A 10,995-nucleotide genomic window follows, 5' to 3' on the forward strand; every position below is an offset into this window, starting at 1 on the left:
ATCTAAAATCTAAAATTATTTATGGTAACCATTTATTTTCTCCAAAGTTTGGTTTTCTTTTTTCTAAAAAGGCATTTCTTCCTTCTTTAGCTTCTTCTGTCATATAGGCTAAACGTGTTGCTTCTCCAGCAAAAACCTGTTGTCCAACCATTCCGTCGTCGGTTAAGTTCATGGCGAATTTTAGCATTTTGATAGAAGTTGGAGATTTTTGAAGGATTTCCTGTGCCCATTCGTATGCAGTAGCTTCTAATTCATCATGAGGAATTACAGCATTTACCATTCCCATTTCAAAAGCTTCCTGAGCTGAATAATTTCTTCCTAAAAAGAAAATTTCACGCGCTTTTTTCTGCCCAACCATTTTAGCTAAATAAGCAGATCCGTAACCACCGTCAAAGCTGGTAACATCAGCATCTGTCTGCTTAAAAATCGCGTGTTCCTTACTTGCCAGCGTCATATCGCAAACTACGTGTAAACTGTGTCCGCCGCCTACAGCCCAGCCTGGAACAACTGCAATAACTACTTTTGGCATAAAACGAATTAAACGCTGTACTTCAAGAATATTTAAACGATGCTGACCGTCTTCTCCAACATATCCCTGATGTCCACGCGCATTTTGATCGCCTCCGCTGCAAAACGAGTAAACGCCGTCTTTTGTCGATGGCCCTTCTGCAGAAAGCAAAACTACTCCAATTGAAGTGTCTTCTTGCGCGTCATAAAAAGCCTGGTATAATTCTGAAGTTGTTTTAGGTCTGAAGGCATTTCTAACATTTGGCCTGTTAAAAGCAATTCTGGCAACTCCATTACATTTTTTATAGGTTATATCTTCAAATTCTCTGGCTGTAATCCAATCCATTTCTGTTTGTTTTATTTAAAAATTATAGTGTAAAAATAAACCATTTTTTACATTTTTCTCTATTCAATTTTGTTTAAGTAACAGCTATTTTTTCATTCAATGTTAACAATTGGACTCCCTGTACAAAAAATAACACTTTTTAACATTAGTATTAAAAAATAATGAGTAATTTTACACCCTAGAAATCAACAAGATACAAACATTTTGTTGACATAAGATTGATTTTCTTTCACTGATTTATTAACCTAAAAAATGATTTTTTTGAGAAAATTTAAAAAATTTGTCGCTCATTTTTTAATGGTTTTAAATAGTAAACCTATTAGAAATGAGCAAATGATTTACTCGTTTGTCAAAATTTCAAAAAGGAGATAGTAACACCTAAGGTTAAACGCTAGAATTGTTTTGTAATTAGTATCAAATTGATTACGAAAAGAGGAAAAATGCTAACTAAAACTTTCTATAAGTTATTTTATTAAACCAAATGGATTAGCCGTGAAATTAATTTTTTGCTTTTAAGATAAACGCAATAATTGTTTAAAGACATACCATCAAGAAAGAAGTTTCTAAAATTCGTAAAGTGCTTACTTTCAAGATGAATTCGAATTATTTTATTTCTGTTTTTTTTTAATTACAATTTTTTTTAAAACTAGAATAAAAAGGGAAAGGCTGCTTGTAATGAGCAGCCTTTCTTGTTATAATGTTTAATAAATCCCAAAAAATAAAATTCAAAATTCCAATATATTCTTGATGAGTTGGAATTTGGAATTTAAAATATTGGAATTTTAGAGAAATTTTATTCTTTTACCAGATAAATTCCATCTTCTTTAATTTCAATGAGTTTCTCTTTGTATAAAGCTCCTACAGCCTTTTTAAAAGTTTTTTTACTCATTTTTAAAACCGTTTTTATGTCTTCTGGATGCGAATTGTCATTTAGACGTAAAAAACCACGGTTGGCTCTCAATTCATCTAAAATCTTCTCTGCATTTGGCTCAATACTCTGATAACCTTGAATTTGCAATGCAACATCAATTTTATTATCAGGACGAATGGTTTTAATGTAACCGCGCATTCTGTCTCCGGTTCTTATTGAATCGTCATAAACTTCATCTTTGTACAAAAGACCTTTATGCTGTTCGTTTATAATTACATTTATTCCCAATTCTGTAATGTGAGAAACTATTAAATCAACTTCTTCTCCTTTTTCAACTGTAAGCTGATCGTTATTTAAAAATTGGTTCAACTTACTTGAAGCCACCAAACGATTGGTTTTTTCATCTTTAAAAAGATAAACAAGGTAGCGTTTTCCCTTTTCCATTGGGCGCGCTTGTTCTTTAAATGGAACCAAAATGTCTTTTTCCATTCCCCAATCCATAAAAGCACCAACATTATTGATATAGTTTACTCTTAAAAGTGCAAACTCATTCAATAAAATATAAGGTTCAAGTGTAGTGGCTACAGGGCGTTGTTCGTGATCTAAATAAACAAAAACGACAAGTTCTTCGCCTATTTCAAATTCATTTGGAACATATTTATTTGGTAATAAAACATCGTGAATTCCGTCTGGATCTTTTTCAGGATTTCCTAAAAAAAGACCAACTTTTGTATCACGTAATATAGTTAGTGTATTGTATTTTCCTATTTCAAGCATTTTTCTTAAGATTCTAATTTGAAAAGCATCTAAGCTTCTAAGGTGCAAATGTACGAAGTTTGAAATCGTAAATGAAAAATGTTTTGGATTATGGTATATAAAAAGAAAAAAGCGCCAATTTTGACGCTTTTACTTTTTTTATTTATAAACACTTTCTTTTTTAAAGTGAACTGTTAATAGATAGTATACAACAGCTCTGTATTTGTGTTTATTAGATTTTCCGTATTTTTCTAAAACTGCATGAATTGCTCCAAACAATTCCGGACTATCAGGTAAACCAAGTTTTTTTACCAAAAAGTTTTTTTTAACTGTTTCTAGTTCTGACTCTTGAGTTCCAGCTACAACTGAAGCATCGTCATTGTATATCGCTGGTCCGCAGCCAATGGTTACTTTTGTCAACAAATCCATATTTGGAGTTACTCCGCATTTCTCTTTTAAATCTGCTGCATACTTCTGAATTAATTCTTCTCTTTTACTCATAATAAATTTAATATTGGTTACTAATTATGCAGCCAAATCTAAATATTATTATGAGCTAAAACAAATATTTAACACAATTTAACTTACAAAAACTAAACAAGCTCTTTAAAGTATTGTTTTAAAATTACATCATTTTCAGCAGTTGGGGTAAAAACTTCCAGTATTCCCGGTGCTTCATTTTCAATATAAAGTTTATCTAAATTCTCATTTAGTTCAGCTAAATTACTGGCTTTATAATAATTACAACCGTACATTTTTGCCAAATGTTCTGCGGTTAAATGATGTGAAGTTTCAAAATAGGTATTAAAAACAGGTTTTTCTTCATGTCCGGGTAAAATCCTGAAAATTCCCCCTCCTCCATTATTGATTATAATAATTTTGAAGTTTTTAGGAATATAAGAATTCCATAAAGCGTTACTGTCGTATAAAAAGCTGATATCGCCTGTTATAAAAACAGTTTGTTTTCCGCTTCCTACGGCTGAACCAACTGCAGTTGAAGTACTTCCGTCAATTCCGCTTGTTCCTCTGTTGCAAAATACTTCAATTGAAGGATCAATTTCAATTAACTGTGCATAACGAATTGCCGAACTGTTACTAATTTGCAACTGAATATTTTTAGGAAGCGATTCAATTACTTTTTCAAAAACTTTAAAGTCTGAAAAAGGAATTTTCTTTAGATATTCTTCTTTTCTTTTATTTCTTAAACTGTAAATTTTATCGATTTTCGAAAAGTAATTACTCGCTTTAAATTCTGTTTTCGGAAGCAGATCTTTAAAAAAATCATTTGGTTCCATTACAAAATGTTTACTTAAAGCATTGAATGTATCATAAGCACGTAAAGTATCTATATGCCAGTGATGTGCAGGTTTATATTTTCGTAAAAAAGCTTTAATACGTTTGGATACAATCATACCTCCAAAAGTGATTAAAACCTGGGCTTCCAATTCTTTAAAATCAGAATCGTCAAATGGAGTAATTAAAGTATCTATACTATTAATAAAACTCGGATGATGTATGTTTGAAGTCGTTTCTGTAAGAACTACAATCGATGGATCGTTTGCAAAGTTTTCCAGAATTTCCTTATCTACAGAATTTACTTCATTTATTCCGCCTATGAGAATTAGTTTTCTTTTTGCCGAATTCCAAATAGAAACAATTTCTTCAATGTTATCAATAATTTTGGTTGGAATTTCTTCTTCCGGAGTTGTAATTTTTGGCTCTACAGAAAGTTCAGAAACCGTTTCATATAATGGCTCTTCAAATGGTGCATTGATATGAACCGGACCTTTTTGAAGAATGGCTGTTTCTATGGCTTTATTGATTTTTAAGTCGTTTTCTACCGAAGCCTCTTCGGTTAAATTAGCATTAAAAACAGAATGATTTAAGTAGACATTTTCCTGACGAATGGTTTGCCCGTCGCCAATATCAATTTTACTCTGCGGACGATCTGCAGAAATTACAATTAACGGAATCTGACTGTAAAATGCCTCGGCTACAGCCGGATAATAATTCAATAGTGCCGATCCTGACGTACAAACAACAGCCGTAGGCTTTTTGGTCTGCATTGCAATTCCTAAAGCAAAGAATGCGGCACAGCGCTCATCGGCAATACTGTAACATTTAAAATTTGGATTTTGTGCGAAACCAATCGTCAAAGGTGCATTTCGTGAACCTGGAGAAATTATAATATTATGAATTCCTTTTGCTGAACAAATCTCGATAATGCTTTGTGCAAGCGCTATTTTGGGGTAAATCATTCTAAATGGTGTATAATTTTTAAAGAAAATATATTGCTTAAAATTTTCTTTTGCGATTACAAAGTTACAAACTTCGCGCTTTATTTAACTTATATATTAGGAAGATATTAAGACTGATTTTGTAAAAAGGGAATATATTTGTAAAACAGAATTTCTTTATTAAAATTAACCCTTTATGCGTTATTTATATTTACTTTTTCTTTTCGTTTCGCTGCAAACCGTAAACTCTCAAAATCAATTTACTGTTGACGGAATAACGTACAAAACGGCTCTTGAAAATGCTAAAACACAAGGTAAACCTGTTTTTGTAATGTTGTATGCAGATTGGTGTCCGCATTGTAACCAAATGAAAAAAGAAGTTTTCAGTGATCAGAATGTGATGGATTTTTTAAACAAAAATTACAGCTGCGTTTGGAAAAACATTGAAAAAGAAGAAGGAATAGCGCTTAAAAATAAGTTTAAAACGACTTCACTTCCGGCATTTTTGTTTTTAGATGCCAATGAAACTCTTTTGTATGCTTTAAAAGGTGAAATGAAAAAAGAAGATTTTCTGGCGGAAGCTAATTATGCTTTAAATCCTAAATTACAGCTTCCATATTTAGAAAAAGATTTTCTGGCTGATCCTAGTAATTCAACAAAATTCTTTACTTATTTGAATACATTAAAAAAAGGAAAAGACAGAACAGAATTATCGATACCTACTCATATTTATCTACAGACACAATCAGATGCTCAATTGGTTAGCGAAACCAATTGGCGTGTGATCGCCAATGGTGTTACTGATATTAATTCGAGAGAATTTCAATATGTTTTAAAACATCAAAAAGAATTTGCTGCTGTGGCGTCGCAAAATCGTGTTGATCGAAAAGTAGAAAGTATTGTAAACGAATTACTTCGTCCGCTTGTGGATAATTTGGATACTATAAATTATTATAAACAAAGAGAAGTTGCCAAATCGATTCGATTGCAAAAAACGGATTCTCTTGTTTTTAAATTTGATTTAACTTTGGCAGAACGTACCGAAAAGTGGGATTTTTATAAAAAAGTGACTTTGGAAGATACTGAGAAACTGGTTTGGAACGATGCCAGTTTCTTAAAAGATATTGGACAGACTTATCTAAAACATATTAATGATACGGAAAGTTTGAAAAAATCAATTTCGTGGGTAAAGCATTCTTTAGAATTAACGGATTCTTACGATGGAAATTTACTCATTGCCCGACTTTATAATAAAATAAAAGACAAAAAACAGGCATTAAAATATGCTAAAGATGCCAAAGCTATTGGTAAAGAAATGGGCTGGAACACCAAAGATATTGATACTTTACTGGCTGAATTAAATTCTAAATAAACTTAAAATAATAAACACGAATTTCACTAATACTTTTTTTGTAACGTGAAACTTTAAAAAGATTAAAACCATGAGCCTTATTCTTAGACCTGCAACCACAAACGATTTAGGGAAAATTCTTGATATTGTAAATCATTCTATTCTGCATACCACGGCAAATTATAGTTATGATATTCAAACTCTTGAAGTACAAACAAAATGGTTTGAAGATAAAAAAGCTAAAAACCTTCCTATTGTTGTAGCAGATTTAGATGGCGAAGTTGTTGGTTTTGGGAGTTATGGTCAGTTTCGTGAAAAAATTGGGTATCAATATACTGTTGAGCATTCTGTTTATGTGGTTGATAATGTTATTGGAAAAGGAATTGGCTCTAAATTATTAACTGAATTAATTCGTTTGGCTAAAGAACAAGGTTATCACGTTATGATTGGTGCTATCGATGCGGATAATGCGGGAAGTATTGCTTTTCATGAAAAATTTGGATTTGTAGCAATCGGGACGATTCGTGAAGTTGGATATAAGTTTGATCATTGGCTGGATTTGGTTTTTATGCAGCTTATATTGGCGTAGATTGCACGCGGATTTTACGGATTTTTTTTCGATTCTGAAAACTTGGAAGAAAAATCGAATACGGATATTGGCGTAAATAGTACGCGGATTTTACGGGTTCGCTATCGCGAATGCGCGGATTAGTAAGGATTTTTTCTTTTCGCTTTTTTGTCATTTCGAGGAACGAGAAATTGCACAAGAAACTCGACAAAGATTGGCGATTTTCTTTGAGGAAATACTAGTGCGATTTCTCCTTTCGTCGAAATGACAAGACTTTGAGGAAAACCTTTGTCCCTTTGTAACTTTGCCACTTTGAACCTTTAAAAAAAATCCCCAAATTTGAAATGAATTCAAATTTGGGGATTTTTTTATCTAAAGTTCTAAATTAACTTTTAATCCAATTGATAACTTCTGGATCTGTAACTAAAGTTTTTGGCTTAATTACTTTTACCAATTCTCCTTTTTCGTTGATTAGGTATTTTTGGAAATTCCACTCTACTTCAGAATCCTGTAAACCATTTTTAGATTTTTGAGTCAGGAATTTATAAACCTCGCACATATCATCGCCTTTTACAGAAACTTTATCCATCATAGGGAAAGTTACACCGTAATTTTGTTGGCAGAAAGTTTCGATTTCTTTGTTTGTTCCAGGTTCCTGAGATGCAAAATTGTTTGCCGGGAAACCTACAATTACAAAACCTTTGTCTTTGTATTGTTTGTAAACCGCTTCAAGGTCTTTGTATTGAGGAGTTAATCCGCATTTTGATGCTGTATTTACAATTAGGACTTTTTTGCCTTTTAAAGAAGCAAAATCAAAAGTATTACCTGATAAATCTTCCACTTTAAACTGATAAATATTTTCTTTTGCCATAGCTTTATCTGATTTAGATAATTTTGTTGTGCTTGTTTGAGCCTGAGTTGGTGCACTTAATAAAAGTAAGGCACTGCATGCTATAAATAGTATTTTTTTCATTGTATAATTTTTTATAAAATTAATTAAAATCTGTATTGCTGAATATTTTTGCCGCTTTTATTTTTATTAATAATAAGTTAAATAAAAAATGAAGCCCGGCGTTAATCAGACGCCGGGCTTCCCCCCATACAAACAAATCAAACCATGAATTAATTATTTGTCTCTTTTATATTTTTAAATTATAGTTGATGCCCCGGTTATAATGAAAATCTTTAATCTTAATCGCACTAATTCAATTATCTATGGCGTTTATAGTGGAAATTTCAGTTCGTTTAGCATGCGTGATTACTATTAGTGTTTTTGATTTTCAGTTGGAAGTCCGAGGACATCAACTATTCAATATTTTTATTTAGTTCATTTTGAACGATTTCATTTTTAAAATCTTTATTGGTAAAATTTATCAGCGATAAAACGGTTGTTAAACCCACAATTAATATTTTAAATTTTTCTATCCCGCGCATAATTTTTAACTTTTAAAAAAAAAATTTACTAATTGCTTAATCTTTCCCTTTTTCATTTTCCATCTATAATGTTATATACGAAAAGGGTTTATTTTTGGATTTAAAAAAAGTAAAAAAAATTGCACTTTTTTTCTAAATTTTATCTAAAGCCTTTATTTATCTAAGGTTTTAACTACAAAAAAAAATATTTTTTTCACAAAAAAATAAATTATCTTTATCTCACGTTATAAGAAAATTTCGATAAAATTATATTTAAGCTTTAAATCCAAATCTATGAGTCAAGAAGAATTATTAGTTTTAATTTACAAAAAAGACGAAAGAGCTTTTACCCACTTGTACGATATGTACTCAAAAAGTTTATTTTCAGTCATTAATGTTTTAATCAAAAATCGTGAAGAAGCCGAAGACGTTTTGCAGGAAGTTTTTGTAAAAATCTGGAAAAACATCGATTCTTATAACGAAAGTAAAGGCCGATTTTACACCTGGATCCTTAATATAGCTAGGAATACGTCGATTGACAAGCTGAGATCCAAAAATTTTAATAACAGCCAAAAAAACCTTTCCTCGGATAATTTCGTAAATCTGTTAGATGACAGTAATAAATTAATTAATAGAATTGATACAATTGGAATTCAGGAGTTCGTAAAGAAACTGAAACCAAAATGTATAGAAATTATTGATTTATTATTTTTCAAAGGATATACCCAGCAAGAAGCTTCAGAAGAATTGGCACTGCCACTGGGAACTATCAAAACTCAAAACAGAAACTGTATTAACGATTTAAGAAATTATTTAAAAATATAATGGAAGCACAAGAATATATTGAATCAGGAACTCTAGAACTTTATGTTTACGGTTTATTAACCGAAAAGGAAAATCTGGAAATTGCCGAACTGGCAAAAAACAACAAGGAAGTAGACGACGAAATAATTGCGATAGAAAGAGCTATTGTGGCACTTTCATCAAGCTTCTCCCCTTTCCACTCTGTTGAGAATTTCGAAAAAATTAAAGCTCGTTTAGAACTTAAACATGGTAAAGTTGTCGATTTAAAACCTGCATCAAACTGGACACAGTATGTGGGCTGGGCAGCAGCAGTTTTATTATTGTTAGGTTTTGGATACCAAACTTTAGAATTAACTAAATCAAAAGAAACAATTTCTAAAGTTGGAAATGAGAAAAATAAAATCGAAAGAAATTATGCTTTTTTAGATCAGCAGAATAAACAAACGGAGAAAAACTTAACGATCGTTAGAGATATTAAAAATACTGGTGTAACGCTTGGCGGTCAGGCAGTTTCTCCAACATCTTTTGCAAAAGTGTACTGGAACCAGCAGACAAAAACGACTTATATTGATGCTGCGGGTTTACCAACTCCGCCAAAAGGAATGGTTTATCAGGTTTGGTCATTAAAATTAAGTCCGGTATTAACGCCTACAAGTATTGGTTTACTGGATAATTTTGAAGGAAATTCACAAAAAATCTTTGCTGTAAGCCAGACAGATTCGGCAGAAGCATTTGGAATTACTTTAGAGCCTGCCGGCGGAAGCCTAACGCCTACAATGGAACAACTATATACTTTAGGAAAAGTTTAAAACCTAAAATATTTATAAATTTAAAGCACATATTAATTACTTTTAATATGTGCTTTTTTATTTAACCAAAAACAAAACTATTCTAAACCATGAACGGAACTTTACTTTTAAGAATTGCCACTGCAATAATTCTGCTGTCGCATTCGGTTTTCGGAATTTTTAATAATGGAATTAATGATTTTGGAAATTTATATTTAAATCAGATTGGCTTTGCTCCTTTTGGTATTTTTCTGGCCTGGTCTATTAAATTGTCTCATATTGTTGCCGCTATACTTTTACTCCTAAATAAATATGTAAAACCAGCAGGATTTGTAACGATTTTTATTTTGATTATGGGAATTGTTCTGGTTCATTTTCAGGAAGGCTGGTTTGTTGTAGGCGGCGGAAGAAATGGTGTAGAATATAATTTTTTATTGATTTGCGTTTTATTGGCAATAATGTATCCAAACGGGTTTAAGTTAAATTCTAAATAATGAATCATATGGAAATAACTTGCAAAAACTGTCATCAGATTTATACAGGTCATTACTGCAATAATTGCGGGCAAAGTGCTGAAACCCATAAAATAAATGCGCATTTTTTGTGGCACGATATTCAACACGGATTATTGCATTTTGAAAAGGGAATTTTATATTCCTTAAAACAGTTATTTTCCAGACCGGGACATTCTATTCGGGAATTTATTGAAGGAAAACGTGTCAGGCATTTTAAACCGCTTTCGCTTGTTGTTGTGTTGGCAACGCTTTACGGTTTTATGTATCATTATTTTCATATCAATTTATATCCGTATACCAGTGATGTTAAGTGAATAGTTTGATTTGATATTTTTTTAAATAATCTGCCCTATCAAACGTTCCTACGGAACGTAAAATGTGGCTTATCTTTACTTTTTTCTATCTACGAAACATTCCTATGGAATGATAAAACAAAGTTTTGATCCAATAAAAGGGGCTGTCTCAAAAGTTGAGACAGCATCTTTTTTATTTTATATTTTTCCTTGTTCTGTAAGAACATTTCATTGGTAGAAAAATTATATTGTTACAAAGGGTTTACGTTCCGTAGGAACGTTTGATTTTGACATTGTTTTTTAATAATCTGCCCTATCAAACGTTCCTACGGAACGTAAATATATTACTGATCTTTATTTTTTTCTACCTACGAAACATTCCTATGGAATGATAAAACAAGGTTTTGATCCCAAAAAGGGGCTGTCTCAAAAGTTGGAACAGCCTCTTTTTATTTTATATTTTTCCTTGTTCTGTAAGAACATTTCATTGGTAGAAAAATTATATTGTTACAAAGGGTTTACGTTCCGTAGGAACGTTTGATTTTG

General features: G+C 31.5%; 12 protein-coding genes. 6 read left to right on the forward strand and 6 right to left on the reverse strand.

Annotated features, from left to right (window positions below; all coding sequences use genetic code 11):
* Positions 1-19: 19 nt before the first annotated feature.
* The 4 genes from FLAPXU55_RS23725 to menD all read right to left on the reverse strand — a co-directional run bounded on the left by FLAPXU55_RS23725 (position 20) and on the right by menD (position 4,738).
* Entirely contained in the window at positions 20-853 is an 834-nt protein-coding gene (locus tag FLAPXU55_RS23725) for a 1,4-dihydroxy-2-naphthoyl-CoA synthase (protein ID WP_053473251.1), read from the reverse strand.
* 793 nt (positions 854-1,646) lie between these two features.
* A complete protein-coding gene (locus FLAPXU55_RS23730; RefSeq protein WP_180861924.1) occupies positions 1,647-2,501 on the reverse strand; it encodes a CvfB family protein in 855 nt (284 codons plus the stop codon).
* A gap of 138 nt (positions 2,502-2,639) precedes the next feature.
* Positions 2,640-2,981 carry a DUF2853 family protein gene (locus FLAPXU55_RS23735; RefSeq protein ID WP_180861859.1) on the reverse strand — a complete coding sequence of 114 codons (342 nt, stop codon included), beginning with the start codon at positions 2,979-2,981 and terminating at the stop codon, positions 2,640-2,642.
* A 92-nt stretch (positions 2,982-3,073) separates the two neighbouring features.
* Positions 3,074-4,738: a 2-succinyl-5-enolpyruvyl-6-hydroxy-3-cyclohexene-1-carboxylic-acid synthase gene (gene menD / locus FLAPXU55_RS23740; RefSeq protein ID WP_180861861.1), complete on the reverse strand. Its 1,665-nt coding sequence runs from the start codon at positions 4,736-4,738 to the stop codon at positions 3,074-3,076.
* Positions 4,739-4,913: 175 nt separating this feature from the next.
* Between menD and FLAPXU55_RS23745 the strand changes: the two genes are divergently transcribed.
* Positions 4,914-6,089 carry a thioredoxin family protein gene (locus tag FLAPXU55_RS23745; protein ID WP_180861863.1) on the forward strand — a complete coding sequence of 392 codons (1,176 nt, stop codon included), beginning with the start codon at positions 4,914-4,916 and terminating at the stop codon, positions 6,087-6,089.
* Positions 6,090-6,159: 70 nt separating this feature from the next.
* A complete protein-coding gene (locus FLAPXU55_RS23750) occupies positions 6,160-6,657 on the forward strand; it encodes a GNAT family N-acetyltransferase (protein ID WP_180861865.1) in 498 nt (165 codons plus the stop codon).
* A 364-nt stretch (positions 6,658-7,021) separates the two neighbouring features.
* On the opposite strand, the gene FLAPXU55_RS23755 is transcribed toward FLAPXU55_RS23750, so the two are convergent.
* Both FLAPXU55_RS23755 and FLAPXU55_RS24220 read right to left on the reverse strand, forming a co-directional pair.
* Positions 7,022-7,609 carry a glutathione peroxidase gene (locus tag FLAPXU55_RS23755; protein ID WP_180861867.1) on the reverse strand — a complete coding sequence of 196 codons (588 nt, stop codon included), beginning with the start codon at positions 7,607-7,609 and terminating at the stop codon, positions 7,022-7,024.
* A 332-nt stretch (positions 7,610-7,941) separates the two neighbouring features.
* Complete coding sequence (locus FLAPXU55_RS24220; RefSeq protein ID WP_262891006.1) at positions 7,942-8,070, reverse strand: hypothetical protein; 129 nt, start codon at positions 8,068-8,070, stop codon at positions 7,942-7,944.
* Positions 8,071-8,343: 273 nt separating this feature from the next.
* On the opposite strand from FLAPXU55_RS24220, the gene FLAPXU55_RS23760 reads away from it, so the two are divergent.
* From FLAPXU55_RS23760 to FLAPXU55_RS23775, 4 genes are all read left to right on the forward strand, one after another.
* Complete coding sequence (locus tag FLAPXU55_RS23760) at positions 8,344-8,874, forward strand: RNA polymerase sigma factor (RefSeq protein ID WP_053473258.1); 531 nt, start codon at positions 8,344-8,346, stop codon at positions 8,872-8,874.
* Complete coding sequence (locus FLAPXU55_RS23765; RefSeq protein ID WP_180861869.1) at positions 8,874-9,662, forward strand: anti-sigma factor; 789 nt, start codon at positions 8,874-8,876, stop codon at positions 9,660-9,662. Before FLAPXU55_RS23760 ends, FLAPXU55_RS23765 begins: the two co-directional genes overlap by 1 nt.
* 89 nt (positions 9,663-9,751) lie before the next feature.
* Positions 9,752-10,135 (forward strand): DoxX family protein, encoded by a 384-nt coding sequence (locus FLAPXU55_RS23770; protein ID WP_180861871.1) that lies wholly within the window; start codon positions 9,752-9,754, stop codon positions 10,133-10,135.
* An 8-nt stretch (positions 10,136-10,143) separates the two neighbouring features.
* Positions 10,144-10,470 carry a DUF3667 domain-containing protein gene (locus FLAPXU55_RS23775; protein WP_180861873.1) on the forward strand — a complete coding sequence of 109 codons (327 nt, stop codon included), beginning with the start codon at positions 10,144-10,146 and terminating at the stop codon, positions 10,468-10,470.
* Positions 10,471-10,995: the final 525 nt, after the last annotated feature.

This window comes from Flavobacterium panici (genome assembly GCF_903819335.1).
Lineage (GTDB): Bacteria > Bacteroidota > Bacteroidia > Flavobacteriales > Flavobacteriaceae > Flavobacterium > Flavobacterium panici.

What these genes read in the sequence shown, in the direction of transcription:
- FLAPXU55_RS23745 (WP_180861863.1), top strand. Translation starts at nt 4,914, where the DNA reads ATGCGTTATTTATATTTACTTTTTCTTTTCGTTTCGCTGCAAACCGTA.
- FLAPXU55_RS23775 (WP_180861873.1), top strand. Translation starts at nt 10,144, where the DNA reads ATGGAAATAACTTGCAAAAACTGTCATCAGATTTATACAGGTCATTAC.
- FLAPXU55_RS23730 (WP_180861924.1), bottom strand. Translation starts at nt 2,501, where the DNA reads ATGCTTGAAATAGGAAAATACAATACACTAACTATATTACGTGATACA.
- FLAPXU55_RS23760 (WP_053473258.1), top strand. Translation starts at nt 8,344, where the DNA reads ATGAGTCAAGAAGAATTATTAGTTTTAATTTACAAAAAAGACGAAAGA.
- FLAPXU55_RS23735 (WP_180861859.1), bottom strand. Translation starts at nt 2,981, where the DNA reads ATGAGTAAAAGAGAAGAATTAATTCAGAAGTATGCAGCAGATTTAAAA.
- FLAPXU55_RS23770 (WP_180861871.1), top strand. Translation starts at nt 9,752, where the DNA reads ATGAACGGAACTTTACTTTTAAGAATTGCCACTGCAATAATTCTGCTG.
- menD (WP_180861861.1), bottom strand. Translation starts at nt 4,738, where the DNA reads ATGATTTACCCCAAAATAGCGCTTGCACAAAGCATTATCGAGATTTGT.
- FLAPXU55_RS23725 (WP_053473251.1), bottom strand. Translation starts at nt 853, where the DNA reads ATGGATTGGATTACAGCCAGAGAATTTGAAGATATAACCTATAAAAAA.
- FLAPXU55_RS23765 (WP_180861869.1), top strand. Translation starts at nt 8,874, where the DNA reads ATGGAAGCACAAGAATATATTGAATCAGGAACTCTAGAACTTTATGTT.
- FLAPXU55_RS23755 (WP_180861867.1), bottom strand. Translation starts at nt 7,609, where the DNA reads ATGAAAAAAATACTATTTATAGCATGCAGTGCCTTACTTTTATTAAGT.
- FLAPXU55_RS23750 (WP_180861865.1), top strand. Translation starts at nt 6,160, where the DNA reads ATGAGCCTTATTCTTAGACCTGCAACCACAAACGATTTAGGGAAAATT.
- FLAPXU55_RS24220 (WP_262891006.1), bottom strand. Translation starts at nt 8,070, where the DNA reads ATGCGCGGGATAGAAAAATTTAAAATATTAATTGTGGGTTTAACAACC.